The sequence below is a fragment of the Shewanella sp. H8 genome, assembly GCF_040285065.1.
GTDB classification, from domain to species: Bacteria; Pseudomonadota; Gammaproteobacteria; order Enterobacterales; family Shewanellaceae; genus Shewanella; species Shewanella polaris.
Map to the genome: position 1 here is coordinate 905,006 of NZ_CP157213.1, position 16,366 is coordinate 921,371.

Sequence of the window (16,366 nt, forward strand, 5' to 3'; positions counted from 1 at the left end):
TGCGCTAAGAGGATCAAATGGATCAAAAAATTATTCAGTTATCTAATAATGTTCAAGTAGGCAACGATAAACCGTTTGTGTTATTTGGTGGTATGAACGTACTTGAGTCGCGTGATTTGGCTATGTCAATTGCAGAACATTATGTAGAAGTGACCCAAAAATTGGGTATCCCCTATGTATTCAAAGCCTCTTTTGATAAAGCCAATCGTTCATCGATTAATTCATACCGAGGTCCAGGTATGGAAGAAGGTTTACGTATTTTTGAAGAAATAAAATCAACCTTTAATGTGCCTATGATTACCGATGTACACGAGATCGAACAGTGTGCACCTGTTGCTGAAGTAGTCGATATTATTCAATTACCTGCATTCTTAGCTCGTCAAACTGATCTTGTTGTCGCTATGGCAAAAACTGGCGCAGTTATTAACGTGAAAAAACCACAGTTTTTAGCGCCGCACGAAATGCGCCACATTATTACCAAGTTTAACGAAGCCGGTAATGACAACATTATTTTATGTGAACGCGGCAGTAGCTTTGGTTATAACAACCTAGTTGTTGACATGTTAGGCATGGATGAAATGAAGCAAACAGGTTATCCAGTGATCTTTGATGCGACTCATGCACTGCAACGCCCTGGTGGACGTGCAGATTCTGCTGGCGGACGTCGTGCGCAGGCAACTGAACTAGCAAGAAGTGGTATGGCATTAGGGTTAGCGGGCTTGTTTATTGAAGCTCATCCAGATCCTGACAATGCAAAATGTGACGGTCCATGCGCACTACCGCTGCATTTATTAGAGAAATACCTAACGCAGATGAAAGCAGTTGATGATTTGGTTAAGTCATTTGAGTTTATCGATACCAGCAAGTAATTAGCTGGAGTGCACTTAGTGCTTATTAGTACCAATTAGTGCACAGTGAGTTCTAATCAATTTAGCCATTATTTGTGTCTTTCATCTAGCTGACAATATAAGCTAATTGTCCTTGTATAAGCCCTGACTTTTTACAAAGTTTCAGGGCTTTTTAGTAGTTGGGATTAAACGATGTGGATTCTATTTACCTTTCTCGCCGCATTTATGCAGGCGTGGCGCAATGCATTTCAAAGCAAACTCAGTAAAGAAGTTAGTGTTGCAGGCGTTACCTTAGCTCGATTTATTTGGGCGGGACCAATTGCTGCTTGTTATCTATATGGACTTCATCAGTTTCAACCCACTGCATTGCCAAATTTTAGCGGCGCTTTTTTGGGATTTGTTATTGGCGCTGCATCAATGCAAATTCTGGCAACAGGTTTAATGGTTAAACTGTTTAAAATGCAAAACTACGCCATAGGTGCAGGGCTTGCCAAAAGCGAAGCGTTAGTCGCTGCCATTCTTGGCGTGTTATTTTTCGGCACTCAATTATCCGTACTTGGTTGGATTGGCGTTACTGTGGGTGGTATAGCAGTGATGTTGCTCAGCAGTAAACAAGGCTTTAAACATTTGTCCCTTAAAACGGTATTGTTAGGCCTTGCATGTGGCAGTTCCTTTGCGTTGACATCGCTATGGGTGCGCGAAGCCAGTTTAACCCTGCAAGGGCCATTTACACATCGTGCAGCATGGGTATTGCTTTGGGTGATAGGATTACAAACGATAGTGCTAATTGGCTACCTATTGGCTAAAGATAAATCGACGTTAACAGCCTTGTGGCAACGACCTAAATTAACATTGGCGATCAGTGTCACCAGTTGTATCGGTTCAATCGGTTGGTTCAGTGCTATGTCGTTGCAAGCTGTGCCTTATGTCAAAACATTAGGCCAGATCGAAATATTTTTCACACTAATGATTGCAGTATTTTGGCTTAAAGATAAAGTGAAAATTAATGATGTAGCCGGCTTAGTGTTAATTGCCATAGCAGCTGTTTTAGTGATGTGGAGCTAATTCACGATAGTAGAGATAAGTCGAATTGATGCAAATGGCAGCATCGCATTTAAGATTGACTCAGTTGTAGAACCTTGTCGACGAGCTCCTGATTATTGGGCACTTTAAGGTGATGTGCTTTGGCTTGCTGGCAAATATAGCCATTTATCTCATTAATTTCAGTCAGTCTGTTTTGGGCCACATCTTGATACATAGATGAAAAGTTTGCCGATGTTAATTCAATAACCTGATAAACCCTCGCGCTGATTACAGCCTTATCTAATGTTATGCCATCACATTTGGCCACTTGTACAAGTTCATCGATAATGGCACTGATCTGTGATTGATATTCTGTTGCTGCTAATTGGCCATTGGCACATTGATTTAACGCGGTTAACGGGTTTACCACTGCATTAATGGCCAGCTTTTGCCATAGCACTGGTAGTACTGGTTGATGCCACTCAATGGTTTGATTGTCACTTTGAAGCGCAGTTAGGCGTGCAGTTAATTCTTTCGACATAATAGAACCACAGAAATGCCCTAGTTGAGTCACGCCAACCCCGCTGTGTTTTACTTGCCACTGATTTAGCTTCAACGCTGCTTGTGAAGTAGTGCCTAAGCTTAATCCTTTTTCGGGGTATTTTGCTAATGCAGCAGCAACAGGCAAGTGCGGCCCTAAACCGTTATGGAGTAATACGATATGACATTGAGGAGATAGTTTTGCTAATAAAGGGATAAGTGCTTGCTCGACTTGATAGGCTTTAACACACACTAACAACAGCTCAACTTGTGCTAAGCGTTTATCATCAGTACCCAATATAGTTGCGAGTGTTTCATGGGGTTGCTGCTTAAGGTCAATAAAAGACAACTGTTGTAGAGCGGTTTGCTTGTCTCGACCAATAAATACCACATCGTTTGTGTGAGGCTCTTGGGTGTTAATACTGAGTTTGTGATACATCAACTGGCCAATGGCACCCGCGCCTAATATTGCAATAGGTGCGATATTGGTTTGCTTTAACGATTGGACTATTGATGTCATTGCCATCGGTGCAGGCCTTATTGAAAGTTGTTTATTAGCTGCTTGCTTTTAATTTACGGTATTTTTGAATTGAAAAATGCAGTAAATAAAACAGTGCAATCCCCGCAAAGTCGGCAGCTACATCGGCAACTGATGCGCTACGGTAAGGTAAACGAGATTGAATCAATTCAATTAATACTGCGTAGGCCGCTAAAGAGGTACATAAAAAATACCAACGTGGTTTAAAGGCATAATGTGCCAGAAATGAAAGGGCAAAAAAACTGCCTAAATGGCCAACTTTATCCATGTTAGCGAAAGTTTGTGGATAACTTGGTTTAGAAAAAACCAAATAGCTAGTCACAATGACGGCAACAACCAACGCAAGTTTAAAAATATTTTTATAAGTGATCACGAGCGTTACATTAGCCTTTTGAAACGGGAATAGTGCTAATAATAAGAAACCTGTTCAAAATTGTCACTAATAAACCGCTATTGAAAGTCATTATTGTCTAACAAAGGCTATTTTTACTGTTATTAATGAGAAATTCTTAACCATTAAACTCAATATAAATGAGCTTTTTAGCGCTAAAATGATTAAAAATAGCTCATTAATGATTTTTTGTTAATAAATACGATATTTGTTATAAAAAACAATTACCGCAGAAACCTAAGTTGTACTCCACTATCCCGATAATGGTTGCTAGTGTAAAATAGCCTGATATAAATGTGCGATGAATCAAAGAGGAAAGCAACATGCCTTCTATGGATATAGTGTCAGAAGTTGATGAAGAAGAATTACGTAACGCGGTAGAAAACTCTCGTCGTGAAGTTGCTGGACGTTTTGATTTTCGTGGCAAAGAGATCGAGATTGATTTGAAAGACAATGTCGTCACCTTAAAATCTGAAGATGATTTCATTTGTAAGCAGCTGGTCGATATTTTGCGAATACAGCTGAGTAAGCGTAACGTTGATCCATCATCAATGGAAGTAGATGACAAAGCGGTTCACAGCGGTAAAACTTTTAGTTTAAAAGTTAACTTCAAGCAAGGCATTGAATCACTGATTGCCAAAAAGCTAGTCAAGGCCATCAAAGACAGCAAGCTTAAAGTACAAGCTGCAATTCAAGGTGACTCAGTACGTATTACGGGTAAAAAACGCGATGACCTACAAGCAGTCATGCGTTTAGCCAAAGAGTCAGAACTTGGTCAACCATTCCAGTTCAACAACTTCAGAGACTAATCCTGAAGTAACGAATATTGCACTGAATAAGTCCTGCAGATATAACAAAACCGATAAGTTTCCTTATCGGCTTTTTTGTTGGTGATAAAACAAGTTGGCTGATAGATTTAGGGGAAGAACAGATGTTTATTGGGTGTCGACAACTGATACTAAGAAATTATTTTTAGGTAAACTAAAAAAGTTATCAAATGGTACTAAACCGATTGTGGTTGAATATCCAGATGGTTCAGCTATTCGAGATGCGTTTCACAGTAAAGTTACCGGAAAAACCAGCTCTCAACTACAAGCTTACTGGTCTCAATTAGTTTTTCGAGGAAAAGGCAATCCACCTAAAGAAGTTGGCTCTGCAGCTGCTGTTATCGCTGAAATAACAGCAAATACTGCTGTTATCGGTTATGTTGATTCAGCAGAAGTAACAGATCAACGAAAGGTTATTTACCAACCTTAGTTTCACTTTAAAAGCATCGCGTTGGGTCATTTCTTACTCAATAAATCGTTAAAGGATTTGGTAAGTAATGACCCATTATCGTTTCTAACTCGTTATCGTCGTCAACTGTAAATAGTCATTATATTCGATAGTGTATAAACACCTAATGTATCAGGAATCGTTTATCATTTTATGGGCTTATGGCGTGAGGCTTAATGAATGACAACTGAGATGGATTCATTTTTTAGCTGGTTCTTGTATTTGATATATTATTCTATGCTCTTCACAGGTGACTTCACAATCACAGCTTTTCTCTATTCCTATATTCGCCAATCCGGCACAACTGCCTTGAATGGGCTTTCTACCCAAAAACAACCCAATTGCCATCGCGGCAAAAAACACGATAAATATTAAAAATGTGATAATAAAAGTCATTATTTTCCCCTTTTGATACCCTTGATGTTTCGGTGTTTACTTTGATAAGCATGTGAGGTTTCTTTAGCGTTAAATTGCTATCGCTGAAAAATCATACTGTTATAGACGTCTAACTTTTTAGCAGTACCTTGTTGAGATAAACCCCCGCATATTGATCAAAAGTCGCAACGCTCAACTGGCACAGTTCATCTTGAATGGTTGCAGACCTAGTGAGTATAAATAAGATGATTTATTTTTAGACTCATTAAATACTCAAATCGATATTGATGTGATACTCTAAAACACTTATTAGCATATGCCAATAAGTGTTTGCGTTTTATATCGTTGAGAATAAATATGAATCACCAAGATAAACCTGAAAAAACATTACTATTTGAAGACTTAACGTTTTTTTACCCCAATATAACCCTCGACTCTTTGCAAGCGGTTGAGAAGCAATCAAGTCATCAACATTGTATGTTATGTGGTACACAACCCTTATTGGGGTTGCATTTGCATTTTTATAGCGGTACCGATCAACTCGTGTGGGCCAGAGCCAAAGGCACTATTCACCATCAAGGTTATCAAGGTATTTTGCACGGTGGATTTTTATCTGCGTTACTGGATAGCGGAATGTGTCAGGCGCTGTTTCAACAAAAAATTGAAGCGGTTACTGCGGATATGAGTATTCGCTATTTGCATGAAGTACCGGTAAATAGTGAGATTTTAATTAAAGGTGAGATAACATCTGCTCGCCCCCCTTTATATAAGGTTTCGGGGGAGCTGTATGTGCAAGGCAAACTGATGGTTAAAAGCAGTGCACGCTTTATGACAAAGGGATTTGGCAAAAAGATAAATGTTTCATAGTGCTTTAAATACCCGTAGGTACTCCCAAAAATTGTCCATGGGGTAGATATCGACTGGCATAATAGTTGTTAACATAAGTATTGATTACAAGGTGTTGTTTATCAGTTACTTTAATGCACTACGGAACACTTTATTCGGTTTGTGGTTGAGATGCTAGGCCATTGACGTTTGTGGATCTGGTGCTCGCATTCGATCCCACCATTGCTTGTCGGCAACTATTTGCCCTTGATCATCTATTGCAGGGTAAGGGATTTGTTTGCGGCGGCAAGCTTTGGCGTATATGGGGTGCCCATGTTCAAATAGCATTGTTTGGCAGTAGGCGCTATCAAGTTTACGCGTTCCGTACATATTGGCCATTTCGCGTTGGCGTTGAGCCTCATACATGACTAACGCAGCCGCTACGGATACATTGAGTGATTGCACCATACCTCGCATAGGGATGATGATATGTTGATCAGCAGCCGCTATTGCTTCTGCGCTAACTCCGTCACGTTCATTGCCCATTACTATGGCGGTGGGTTGAGTGTAATCAATCTCGCGAAAATCGACCGCAGAGTCTGAAAAGGTTGTGGTTAATATCTGCATTTTTTGTTTTTTAAAGGCTTGGTGAGCTTCTTCAAACGTGTAGTGCTTAACAGTATTAACCCATTGCTGGCTCCCTGACGCCGTATTACCAGATACCCTCATATCGATATCGGGCCACACTGCATGAATTTCATGAATGCCCACGCAATCTGCCGAGCGAATAACCGCTGCAATATTATTGGTCATATGCACTTTATCAAGGCAAACCGTTAAGTCGACTTGGCGGTTATCAAGCATCTGATTTATACGGGCAAAACGTTCTGGGCTCATGGAATAATTCTACTTAATGTTATTCAATTTATTTTAATGTTAGCTTTCAACCGAAAATCATCTAATGCGCAGTAAAGCAATTAATATCGATAGCAGGTGATTATTACGGGTGTTAAAAGGCAAACACGTCATGGATCGCGACAAGAAAAATATAGAAGTATTTAACCTTCTGACATTAGTTTTGCAGCCGTTTATGGCTATGCTACTGTTATTCCTCTGGCCACTTTTAATCGGTAATGTACCTTTGATATTGTCAATATTACTACTGTTATCACTATAGAAAAACGAAGATAACATGTTGGTGTCGGTGAAATCCAAACGGAGTTTGGAACATAAACAACTAAAGCGGTGGTTTACCTACATCAGTCGACACATCAATCGATCGCTCTGTTGAAGCCGCATCGGCAGCAATCACTTGATTTTGAGATCGATTCACCAGCACCACTAATAACAACACCGGAAAGCCAATCAAACTGGCAGCAATAAAGAAGTTGATATAACCAAAAGCATCTACGTACAAGCCTGAAAATCCAGCAATAAACTTAGGGAACAACAACATAATCGACGACAATAACGCATATTGTGTGGCGCTGTAACCACTACTGGTTAAGCTGGACAAATAAGCAATAAACGCCGCAGTCGCAATGCCTGCACTAAAATTGTCCACTGATATAGCTAAGGTTAAAAACGGCACGTTATAACCAATATACGCTTGCCAAGCGAACAGCAAGTTAGTGACTGCAACTAACAATGCTCCCAAGAACAGAATCTTCATGGTGCCATAGCGCATGATTAATACCCCACCAAAAGCGGCACCGACTAAGGTCATGATCAAACCATAGACTTTACTGATAAAAGCGATTTCCTCTTTACTAAAACCGATGTCGACGTAAAACACATTCGCCATAATGCCCATGACAATATCAGAGATACGATAGCACGATATTAACAACAAAATGAGAATCGCACTTTTGCCATGGCGCCTAAAAAAGTCAATAAAAGGTAATACACTAGCGCTGTATAACCAGGCTAATGCCCCCGCGACTTTAACTGGGTATTTGGCTGCAAACTCGGCTCTTAATAGGCGTTCTTTATCGTCAGCATATTTGGTATCTACTTGGGGTTCTTTACTGCATAACGTGGTAATAATACCGACACCCATTAGCATGGCCATAGCAAAGTAGGCGGTCTGCCAAGCTTCTAAATTGTAAGCATCATCACCTGGAGATACCCAAGCTGCGATGGTTAACGCACCCGCAGTGGCAATGATCATCGCACTGCGATAACCGACTTGGTAAGCAGCGGCAAGGGCTGCTTGCATTTTTTCTGGGGCGGATTCAATCCTGAAAGCATCAATAACAATATCTTGAGTGGCAGATGCAAAGGCTAACAATAATGCGCATACTGCTAAACGCTCAAGATTAACCACAGGATCACTTACTGACATACCGAGTATTGCGCCGACTAAGCATAGTTGTGCAAACAGCATCCAGCCGCGTCGTCGGCCTAAAAAACGGGTGAACAAAGGGAGTGACATACGGTCGACGAGGGGAGACCATGCCCATTTAAAAGCATAAGTCAGTGCTATCCAGCTAAAATAACCAATAGCGGCTCGGTCGACACCGGCTTCACGCAACCAAAAGCTGAGGGTAGAAAAAACCAGCATTAATGGTAAACCGGCAGAAAAGCCTAGTAAGAGTAGAATGAATACTCGTTTATGGTAGTAAACCGATAAGGCTTCACGGGTTCGAGATAAAAAAACCGACATAAGACAACTGGATAATGGAGAATGGCTCTAGCTTATGTTGCAAGGGGTTTTGGTTCAAGCCATTCTAAAAGATTATTCAGTCAGTTTGAGGTTAAATAGCAATTAGACCTAAATTCAGCTGATAGTTTTAAGGTCTGATACCTATACAGCTTTGTGGCACATTACCGCCAATATTAATGTAATCGCAGCAATCATGAACTTGTTGACGTAAGTATTGATTGCCTTTAATTGTCCAACCAGACCAATGATCAAAACAGTACAATAAGTGCCAAAACACTTTTTCTGTATCGCTAAGTTGTTCTGTTAGTTGATTAGGGTTGTTTGATATAAATTGCCATTCTTCTAATACATCCCACATATACAGCTGTATTTCTTTGTAATCTAATTGATTTTCTAAAAAAGCTTTACCGAAATAGGCAAGTTGTGGGGCTTTAGTTTCAATAAAATCATTAGCCGAGATCATAAGTGCGTCCTGAGTATTTGAAATGTGGTTGCCAAGAATTGCGCAGCTAACTAAGTGGGTATGTAAAATAGAGTATAGACGTTAATTACACACTTGAAGCGGTAAGCGTGAAAAAAAACAGTTATTTTGTCAACCTAAAGTACTACTTAGTTGATTTGTTAGCTAGTAAGTATGTATAGGGTAACAATTAATTGCTGTTGTTAATGATTGAAAAAAACGTATCGGTTAACGATAAGGAAGACGATCTCTGCTGATGGACATTGATCAGAAATGAAGACTGATGGCATGACTACCGATGTGATGGTCATCGGTAGTCATAGACAAATAATGTGAGATTAGCGAGGCAATAAAGTGGCTTTTTTCAGCATGACGGTATTAACCGGAAAATCGGGCCAGTTTAAGGTTTCGTTATGTTCAGTCGGTACCAATGAAATTGCTTCTAATACCTCCATACCTTGAGTGACTTCACCAAAAACGGCATAGCCCCAACGTCGTTTAGAAGGATCTAATTTCTTATTGTCACCAACATTAAAGAAAAACTGACGTGTTGCTGAATGGGGAGCATTATCTCGAGCCATTGCAATTGTTCCCAGAGAGTTAGATAAACCATTTCCGGATTCATTCACTATGGGAGCAAGTGACGGGCGCTCTTCTAGTTTAGAGGTTAACCCACCACCTTGGACCACAAACTCGGCAATCACACGATGGAAAATGGTGTTGTCATATTCACCTTTAACCACATAAGTTAAAAAGTTATCTACGGTAAGGGGTGCACGAGTGCGATCTAACTCAACCACAATTTTCCCCATTGAGGTGTCAAACTCTACTTGTGGATACAAGGTGTCTTCTTGAATATCGACCGCGGCATTGGTGCCCAAGCTGGTCAATAACAATAGGCAGGTGGCGAACCTTTTCAACATAATATGCAGTCCTTCTTTATTGGCATCGTTTGATGCCAATACCTAATAACGTCAGTTGGGCTTAACGCTGAATAAATTGGTGTAACTCTTCATCGTTAATAATTTCGGTGGTGAGTTTATCAACCAACTTGGTGATATCTAATTCAAGCGTGGCAAAATCTGGGCTTAATGGGCCTTTTAAATAGCCGTTAGCATTATATGTTTTAGTAAACTCTTGCTGTGAGTTTTTAGCCAATACATTGATAACTAAACGTGTTTTTGATTCAAAACTGAATGTCGAATCTGTTACGTCGGCCAACAAATAATGTAACTGAAACTGTACTGAATTAGGTGCAGCAGGGTCTATTACATAACCCGCTTTGCTCATCCCATTACGGAACAGTGTGTCCAGTTGTTGACGAATAGGTTCGCTGGCACTGACTAGTTTAGGCGCTTTGCCTTCTTCATTAAAACGCACTACAAAGCTTGCTTCGCGGGTATCAATGGTCTCGACCATTACAGGGAAATTGGTTTCAGTTTGTAACTGAACAGGGCCCAGTGCAGGGTTGAGACCAATATGAGTCGGCTCATAACTCGCACAAGCCGTAAGCAATAATGTAGACAGTAAAATAGGGATCAATAACTTCATGAGACAACAATAACGAGCAATAGGTGGATAAATAATAACAGAATTTGTCTGGGTTTCCAGCATCCCTAAAGTTATGTTGCTAAAACATAACTTGAGTTATGCGCCTCTCAATGGCGAAGGGTGGCAAAATCATTAATATCTCATTAAAGGTACTGCTCTCAATTGAGCAATATAGCAACAATGTGTGTTGGTTATTGACATTAATGTCGGATCAATTCAGGTTAGTGCGATACAACTTAAGTCAAATAAACAATGTGATGTAGGTAATGTCATGCAACATAAACAGCCACAACTGGCTCCAGATAAATTGATCAATGCCAATGGCCAACCAGTGTTTGGCCTATTTGATGGGATTATTGATTCACTCAATGTGGATCAATTTGCTTATTCTACGGTAATGGATAAACCCGCATCGAAACTGGCTAAGTATTTTAATTTTAAACAGTTCCAGTTTGTTAGCATTATTACCCCTCATTATATTGTGGCAGTCGCGATTGCCGATATTCGTTATGTCGCTAATGGCTTTTGTTATCTTTATGACATCAAAGCCAATAAGCTGACCCAGACACAATGGTTAACCCCATTAGGGCTTGGTTGTAAGTTAAGCGACTCTCCTAAGCATGGGCGCGCTGAAATCGGCCGTAAACACAAAGGTATTGTTATCGATATTGTCGATGGACAATGGCAGGTCGATATCAACCTTGCCGATATACAAGCCAATTTACGCATTCAACCTGCACCGCTGAGTTTACCTATAAGTTTGTGTACGCCCACAGGTTATAACGGTTGGACTTATACTCAAAAGCACAATGGTTTAGCCGTAACAGGGCAACTAACCATTCGTCATGAACCACAGCCCTTAAATCATGCGCTGGCAGGTTATGACTTTTCGGCCGGGTTTATGCGTCGCGAAACCAGTTGGCGTTGGGCTTCAATTAATGCCCAAACCGACGATGGTGTTATTGGGCTGAATTTAGCCGCCGGCGTTAACGAAACGGGTCAAACTGAAAATGTAATGTGGATAAATGGTGGGCGCCACTTATTGGGCGCTGCGCAATTTGATTTTAATCGATGCTCACAGCAGGATGTATGGCATATCACTACCAATGATGGTCAAGTTGATTTGCATTTTAGACCGTTAAATCAACGCAGCGAAAAGCTCAATTTAATCTGGTTAAAAAACAATTTTAGACAATATATTGGCCATTTCAGCGGGGTGATTTGTGATAACAATGGCAATCAATATCGCTTAACAAACCAATTAGGGTTAACTGAGGACCATTTTGCTAAGTGGTAATAAATATTAAAAATATGTTCTGTTAAACGTAGGCTTTATTAGGGGATATGGCATTCACTGAGTCAAACCCGTAGCTGAAAATAATAATAAATAGAAATGGATAACAATATGGACATGGATTTATTGATTGCTCATCCTGAGTGGTTATTACTGGTGTTAGCGCCGATATTTTTCGGCTGCATTTTATTGGAATGGTGGTTTGGTGTTCGCGCTCAGCGCTTGCCCTGCAATGCGCAATATCGTCCCGCTGAAGTGTTGTGCAATTTTGTATTGGCTGGCATGCATCAAGTTGCGGATATTATCGCGGGTTTATTTATTGCGAAGATCTATTTACACTTTTTTGGCTGGCGTTTATTTGATATCGAAATGACATTATTCACTTTTGGTTTATTGCTCATTGCTCAAGACTTTTGTTATTACTGGTTTCATCGCGCTAGCCATCGTATTCGTTGGATGTGGGCGGCACATGTAGTGCATCACAGCTCTGAAAACATGAATTTCAGCACAGCCTTCAGACAAAGCTTAATGTATCCACTGGCTGGAATGTGGCTGTTTTGGTTACCTTTGGTGGTAATTGGCTTTGACCCTAATTGGGTGGTGTTTGCCGTATTACTTAACCTTGGGTTGCAGTTTTTTGTACATACTCAAGCTATTAAGTCGTTAGGTCCACTGGAATGGATTTTTAACACTCCATCTCATCATCGTGTTCATCATGGTCGCAATCCGCAATATATCGACAAAAACTATGCTGGCGTGTTGATTATATGGGACAAAATGTTTGGTACGTTTGAGCCTGAAAATGAAACCGTGGTATACGGTATTACTAAGCCTGTAAACAGTTTTAACCCGTTAGTGGTGACATTTAGCGAGTGGCGCGACATGTGGCGTGATGTGAGCAAATCACAATTATCACTTTGGCAGCGATTGCGGATCTTATTTGTACCACCTTCAACGCATCAGCAGTCATCCACTAAAACGGATGCTTAAGCAAACTTAAACCGACCACCGCTGATATTTATCGCGATTTTCTTGCTTTAATAGAGTAAACAAGTGGGATGAGGTGGTCTTGATATTTTAGCTGGAAACCTTTGCCCGCTATAAACTCCAAACCCTCGATACAATTATAGGGACTGTAAGGGTGCTCGTTAAAAGCTTCGATGTTAAGTCCTGCGTTAATGAGTGCGCTAATTACTTCGCTTATCGGATGCGGCCAAGTGACTACCGTTTCGATTTGGTCGTTGTGGTTTTCGGTGTAGGTGACTTCTGCCTCTATATCGGGTTGTGACTGTGGGAAGTAGCCATAACCACACAACACATCATTAAAAGGGTGGAACTCAACCAAATGAAATTCACCGCCAGGACGTAATGCACCTGCAATGGTTTGTGCCCAGCGACTTAAGTCTGGTAACCAAGCTAATACCCCATAAGAGGTGAATACGATGTCATATTGCTTGGTGTTGTCGTCACAAAATTGATAAATGTCGTTATTAATGAATGTGGCAGGTAAATGTAATTGAGCCGCCAGATTTTTTGCCGTTGCAATCGACTCGCTTGATAAGTCGACTCCCGTGACGTTGGCGCCAAGCCTTGCCCACGATAAGCTGTCTTGCCCAAAGTGACATTGTAAATGGAGTAGGCTTTTATTGTGCACATCGCCGACTTGTTCAAGTTCAATAGGGTTTAACGATGACTGACCTTGGATAAATGGGTCTAAGTCGTAAAATGTTGAATCGAGATGGATTTTGGTTCGCTCATTCCATGCGTGTTTATTGATGGCTAAATAGTCCATTTGCAATGTTTTCTTATTGTTTTGGTATGGTTAATGACTTAATTATATTACTTGGCTGGACGTTAAAATACCAACATCTCATCAAGCTCGCCATGAAGACAAAAATAAAAAAGGCTTGATAACAAAACGTTATCAAGCCTTTTTTAAAGCGATGAAGTATGACGATTTAGCCGCTATTTTATCATTGATTTTTGACGTTCAATAAACTGATTAAATTCAATTTTTGGTGCAATAGCCCCTTTATGTTGAATAACAAATCCAGCCGCATGTGAGGCTAATTTAATCGCTGTGTTGATATCTAAACCAGATAATCGAGCCCCTAAATATACCCCGTTAAACGAGTCACCTGCTGATGTCGTGTCAACTACGTTAGTCACGGGTGTGATTGAAAAATGTTGTTGCTGATCATTAATCACGTAGTTAATGCCGTTTTCACCATTCTTGATGACGAGCTCATTAATGGCGTAAGGCTGGCAAAACGCAATAATCTCGTCAACTGTGTTGATGCCATAAAGCTGATCAAAGTCATCAACGCCAGGTAACGCCACATCGGCCAAGCCAAAGGCTATATCAAACTGGACTTTGGCTTGTTGTGGATTTTGCCACATTCTCGCGCGGTAATTAGGATCAAACACAATACTGACACCCGCTTGTTTGCATTGTTTGATCAACTGCCAAAAGGTATCTCTATCTTCTGGCTTGATTACCGCTAACGAAATGCCCGAGAAAAATACCATATCTGCTTGAGTTATCTTACTGATGGCAGCATCGTCAATAAATTGCATCACTTGTCTTGCTGCAGAATCGCTGCGCCAGTATGTGAAACTACGCTCACCTCGACTATCGGTTTGAATAGCATACAGCCCAGCAATTTTGTCAGGGCTCTTAAATACCATGTCGGTATTAATGGCCTCATCAGCAAAGCTCTGTAGCATCGCCTGGCTAAAGCTGTCTTGGCCAATAGCCGTGACTAGGTGGGTATTAATATCACTAAAGGTTCGTTTCAAATAAACCCCAGTGTTATACACATCACCTGCAAATGATTGCCGCAAGCTGGTGGCCGTGACCCGCTGCAATTCGACCATGCACTCACCAAATAAAAACACACTTTTCACAGTTATGATTTCCTTTTTACTTGTTGAATTTTACCGCCTAACCACAGTGAAATTAACGCTAATGGGACCAGTGCAGCACCTAAAATAAAGAATGGCCCATAGTCACCGCCTTTGGTCATCATGGGTACCAATTGAATGGTGATAATCACACTTAATACCGCTGAGGTTCCGCTAATACCAGCTAGCGTACCCACTGTTTTACCCGAAAAGTAATCACTCGGTAAGGTTTGTACGTTACCAATGGCAGTTTGAAAACCAAATAAGATAAGTGCGATAAGCCCCATTGCCATCCAAGGTGTAGCAGCTAGTGACGTTAATAGTAATGATGGCAACATCACCATACAGCCTAATACTATGACACCACGGCGAGCTTTATTTACAGACCAACCGCGATGCATTAAATGACCACTAAACCAGCCACCAAATAACGCACCAATTGCAGCACCGACATAAGGTAACCAAGCAAATGCGCCAATTTGTTTAACATCAAAACCAAATTTTTCATTTAAATATAGTGGTAGCCAAGCAACAAATAACCACCAGATTGGGTCGATGAAAAAGCGCGCGGCTATAACGCCCCATGCTTGACGGTGACGCAGTAATTGTCCCATGGTGGGTACATATTCTTTGGCTTCATGTTGTTCTGTTGAACATTGTTGGCCTGTTAAAATATGTTGGCGTTCTTCTTCGGTGATCCATGGATGTGCATCTGGTGCAGATTTATAGATAATCATCCATGGAACAATCCAGATAAGACCTAACGAACCAACAACAATAAAAGTCGCTTGCCAACCTAAAAACGCATATAAAAAGGCGATAAGTGGTGGGGCAATAATTGAACCTAAAGACGCTCCAGAGTTAAAAATACCTTGTGCTAATGCACGCTCTTTAATCGGAAACCATTCGGCATTAGCTTTGGTTGCACCAGGCCAGTTACCCGCTTCACCTAACCCGAGCATGGCTCTGAAAATAGCAAATGAGGTTACGCTTGCTGCAACCGCGTGCAAGGCGATTGAAACCGACCACACAACAATTGACAATAAAAAACCTAAGCGAGTACCGATAGCATCAAATATTTTACCAAATAAAGACTGACCAATAGCGTATGAGATCATGAACACGGTAATAATGTTGGCATAATCGCTTTTATCTAAGCCTAAGTCTTCGGCTATGCCTGGCCACATAATGGCAAGGGCGGAGCGGTCAATGTAATTAATGACGGTAGCAAGTGCCACTAAAGTAACCACTAGCCAACGTAAGTGTTTTAGTTTGAATGGACTGTTTTTCATGTTAACCCCTCAACAAAGTCTTCGCGCGCAGGGCTAAAAGTATCAATTAAAATGCCGCCAGTTGGGCAAACCGCACCATGATCAACATGAGGGGGCACAAAGAAGCTGTCTCCAGCGTTCAGCACCTTAATGACGCCATCCACATTGACATGAAACTCGCCTTCTACCACATACGATACTTGTGAATGGCGATGGGCATGCACATAACCTTCAGCACCTTTATCAAACCAAATTTTCACGGCCATGAGTTCATTATTAAACCCCAGCATTTGGCGTTTCAGTCCGCCACCGATATCTTCAATTTCGGTGCTATCCCCAAACGAAAAATGTTCACTCTGTTGCATGCTCTTACTCCCCATTTTTATTTTAATTTTTGTCTTAATTG

The 16,366-nt window shown here is 40.9% G+C and carries 19 protein-coding genes; 7 read left to right on the forward strand and 12 right to left on the reverse strand.

Features of this window, described 5'->3' with window-relative positions; genetic code table 11:
- The first annotated feature begins 17 nt into the window (after nt 1–17).
- The gene (kdsA, locus tag ABIS04_RS03920; protein WP_137222660.1) at nt 18–869 is read left to right on the forward strand and encodes a 3-deoxy-8-phosphooctulonate synthase; all 852 of its coding nucleotides are present in this window, start codon (nt 18–20) and stop codon (nt 867–869) included.
- Between the two features lie 171 nt (nt 870–1,040).
- Nucleotides 1,041–1,913 (forward strand): DMT family transporter, encoded by an 873-nt coding sequence (locus ABIS04_RS03925; protein ID WP_140233437.1) that lies wholly within the window; start codon nt 1,041–1,043, stop codon nt 1,911–1,913.
- Between the two features lie 49 nt (nt 1,914–1,962).
- Here the strand turns inward: ABIS04_RS03925 and ABIS04_RS03930 are convergent, their stop codons facing one another.
- Together ABIS04_RS03930 and ABIS04_RS03935 are read right to left on the reverse strand one after the other, a co-directional pair.
- Nucleotides 1,963–2,937, reverse strand: coding sequence for a 2-dehydropantoate 2-reductase (locus ABIS04_RS03930; protein WP_350432678.1), 975 nt, complete (start codon nt 2,935–2,937; stop codon nt 1,963–1,965).
- Between the two features lie 28 nt (nt 2,938–2,965).
- Entirely contained in the window at nt 2,966–3,322 is a 357-nt protein-coding gene (locus tag ABIS04_RS03935) for a VanZ family protein (RefSeq protein ID WP_350432679.1), read from the reverse strand.
- 341 nt (nt 3,323–3,663) lie between these two features.
- Between ABIS04_RS03935 and ABIS04_RS03940 the strand changes: the two genes are divergently transcribed.
- Complete coding sequence (locus ABIS04_RS03940) at nt 3,664–4,149, forward strand: YajQ family cyclic di-GMP-binding protein (RefSeq protein WP_140233439.1); 486 nt, start codon at nt 3,664–3,666, stop codon at nt 4,147–4,149.
- A gap of 94 nt (nt 4,150–4,243) precedes the next feature.
- Nucleotides 4,244–4,597: a phosphate ABC transporter substrate-binding protein gene (locus ABIS04_RS03945; RefSeq protein WP_350432680.1), complete on the forward strand. Its 354-nt coding sequence runs from the start codon at nt 4,244–4,246 to the stop codon at nt 4,595–4,597.
- 216 nt (nt 4,598–4,813) lie between these two features.
- Here the strand turns inward: ABIS04_RS03945 and nqrM are convergent, their stop codons facing one another.
- Nucleotides 4,814–5,011 carry a (Na+)-NQR maturation NqrM gene (gene nqrM / locus ABIS04_RS03950; protein ID WP_350432681.1) on the reverse strand — a complete coding sequence of 66 codons (198 nt, stop codon included), beginning with the start codon at nt 5,009–5,011 and terminating at the stop codon, nt 4,814–4,816.
- 336 nt (nt 5,012–5,347) lie between these two features.
- Between nqrM and ABIS04_RS03955 the strand changes: the two genes are divergently transcribed.
- Nucleotides 5,348–5,857 carry a PaaI family thioesterase gene (locus ABIS04_RS03955; protein WP_140233442.1) on the forward strand — a complete coding sequence of 170 codons (510 nt, stop codon included), beginning with the start codon at nt 5,348–5,350 and terminating at the stop codon, nt 5,855–5,857.
- Nucleotides 5,858–6,010: 153 nt separating this feature from the next.
- Here ABIS04_RS03955 and trmH read toward each other — a convergent pair whose 3' ends face one another.
- The 5 genes from trmH to ABIS04_RS03980 form a co-directional block, all read right to left on the reverse strand.
- A complete protein-coding gene (gene trmH / locus ABIS04_RS03960; RefSeq protein WP_350432682.1) occupies nt 6,011–6,712 on the reverse strand; it encodes a tRNA (guanosine(18)-2'-O)-methyltransferase TrmH in 702 nt (233 codons plus the stop codon).
- Nucleotides 6,713–7,052: 340 nt separating this feature from the next.
- The gene (locus tag ABIS04_RS03965) at nt 7,053–8,480 is read right to left on the reverse strand and encodes an AmpG family muropeptide MFS transporter (RefSeq protein ID WP_350432683.1); all 1,428 of its coding nucleotides are present in this window, start codon (nt 8,478–8,480) and stop codon (nt 7,053–7,055) included.
- A 127-nt stretch (nt 8,481–8,607) separates the two neighbouring features.
- Entirely contained in the window at nt 8,608–8,940 is a 333-nt protein-coding gene (locus tag ABIS04_RS03970; RefSeq protein ID WP_137227332.1) for a hypothetical protein, read from the reverse strand.
- Nucleotides 8,941–9,278: 338 nt separating this feature from the next.
- The gene (locus ABIS04_RS03975; RefSeq protein ID WP_140233445.1) at nt 9,279–9,863 is read right to left on the reverse strand and encodes a peptidylprolyl isomerase; all 585 of its coding nucleotides are present in this window, start codon (nt 9,861–9,863) and stop codon (nt 9,279–9,281) included.
- Nucleotides 9,864–9,924: 61 nt separating this feature from the next.
- The gene (locus ABIS04_RS03980) at nt 9,925–10,491 is read right to left on the reverse strand and encodes a YajG family lipoprotein (RefSeq protein ID WP_137222639.1); all 567 of its coding nucleotides are present in this window, start codon (nt 10,489–10,491) and stop codon (nt 9,925–9,927) included.
- A 271-nt stretch (nt 10,492–10,762) separates the two neighbouring features.
- On the opposite strand from ABIS04_RS03980, the gene ABIS04_RS03985 reads away from it, so the two are divergent.
- Both ABIS04_RS03985 and ABIS04_RS03990 read left to right on the forward strand, forming a co-directional pair.
- The gene (locus ABIS04_RS03985; RefSeq protein WP_175405827.1) at nt 10,763–11,788 is read left to right on the forward strand and encodes a DUF2804 domain-containing protein; all 1,026 of its coding nucleotides are present in this window, start codon (nt 10,763–10,765) and stop codon (nt 11,786–11,788) included.
- Nucleotides 11,789–11,896: 108 nt separating this feature from the next.
- Nucleotides 11,897–12,775, forward strand: coding sequence for a sterol desaturase family protein (locus ABIS04_RS03990; protein WP_350432684.1), 879 nt, complete (start codon nt 11,897–11,899; stop codon nt 12,773–12,775).
- Nucleotides 12,776–12,803: 28 nt separating this feature from the next.
- Here the strand turns inward: ABIS04_RS03990 and ABIS04_RS03995 are convergent, their stop codons facing one another.
- From ABIS04_RS03995 to ABIS04_RS04010, 4 genes are all read right to left on the reverse strand, one after another.
- Nucleotides 12,804–13,577, reverse strand: a complete 774-nt coding sequence (locus ABIS04_RS03995; RefSeq protein WP_350432685.1) for a class I SAM-dependent methyltransferase — start codon at nt 13,575–13,577, stop codon at nt 12,804–12,806.
- Nucleotides 13,578–13,750: 173 nt separating this feature from the next.
- Entirely contained in the window at nt 13,751–14,692 is a 942-nt protein-coding gene (locus tag ABIS04_RS04000; RefSeq protein ID WP_350432686.1) for a sugar kinase, read from the reverse strand.
- A 2-nt stretch (nt 14,693–14,694) separates the two neighbouring features.
- Nucleotides 14,695–15,981 carry an MFS transporter gene (locus ABIS04_RS04005; protein WP_137222631.1) on the reverse strand — a complete coding sequence of 429 codons (1,287 nt, stop codon included), beginning with the start codon at nt 15,979–15,981 and terminating at the stop codon, nt 14,695–14,697.
- The gene (locus tag ABIS04_RS04010) at nt 15,978–16,325 is read right to left on the reverse strand and encodes a cupin domain-containing protein (protein WP_137222629.1); all 348 of its coding nucleotides are present in this window, start codon (nt 16,323–16,325) and stop codon (nt 15,978–15,980) included. Before ABIS04_RS04010 ends, ABIS04_RS04005 begins: the two co-directional genes overlap by 4 nt.
- Nucleotides 16,326–16,366 lie beyond the last annotated feature (41 nt).

Bases quoted from the DNA above. Each gene is read 5' to 3' on its own strand.
- ABIS04_RS03985 (WP_175405827.1), top strand. From the start codon at position 10,763: ATGCAACATAAACAGCCACAACTGGCTCCAGATAAATTGATCAATGCC.
- trmH (WP_350432682.1), bottom strand. From the start codon at position 6,712: ATGAGCCCAGAACGTTTTGCCCGTATAAATCAGATGCTTGATAACCGC.
- ABIS04_RS03995 (WP_350432685.1), bottom strand. From the start codon at position 13,577: ATGGACTATTTAGCCATCAATAAACACGCATGGAATGAGCGAACCAAA.
- ABIS04_RS03955 (WP_140233442.1), top strand. From the start codon at position 5,348: ATGAATCACCAAGATAAACCTGAAAAAACATTACTATTTGAAGACTTA.
- ABIS04_RS03925 (WP_140233437.1), top strand. From the start codon at position 1,041: ATGTGGATTCTATTTACCTTTCTCGCCGCATTTATGCAGGCGTGGCGC.
- ABIS04_RS04010 (WP_137222629.1), bottom strand. From the start codon at position 16,325: ATGCAACAGAGTGAACATTTTTCGTTTGGGGATAGCACCGAAATTGAA.
- ABIS04_RS03990 (WP_350432684.1), top strand. From the start codon at position 11,897: ATGGACATGGATTTATTGATTGCTCATCCTGAGTGGTTATTACTGGTG.
- ABIS04_RS03940 (WP_140233439.1), top strand. From the start codon at position 3,664: ATGCCTTCTATGGATATAGTGTCAGAAGTTGATGAAGAAGAATTACGT.
- ABIS04_RS04005 (WP_137222631.1), bottom strand. From the start codon at position 15,981: ATGAAAAACAGTCCATTCAAACTAAAACACTTACGTTGGCTAGTGGTT.
- ABIS04_RS03930 (WP_350432678.1), bottom strand. From the start codon at position 2,937: ATGGCAATGACATCAATAGTCCAATCGTTAAAGCAAACCAATATCGCA.
- ABIS04_RS03975 (WP_140233445.1), bottom strand. From the start codon at position 9,863: ATGTTGAAAAGGTTCGCCACCTGCCTATTGTTATTGACCAGCTTGGGC.
- nqrM (WP_350432681.1), bottom strand. From the start codon at position 5,011: ATGACTTTTATTATCACATTTTTAATATTTATCGTGTTTTTTGCCGCG.
- ABIS04_RS03980 (WP_137222639.1), bottom strand. From the start codon at position 10,491: ATGAAGTTATTGATCCCTATTTTACTGTCTACATTATTGCTTACGGCT.
- ABIS04_RS03965 (WP_350432683.1), bottom strand. From the start codon at position 8,480: ATGTCGGTTTTTTTATCTCGAACCCGTGAAGCCTTATCGGTTTACTAC.
- kdsA (WP_137222660.1), top strand. From the start codon at position 18: ATGGATCAAAAAATTATTCAGTTATCTAATAATGTTCAAGTAGGCAAC.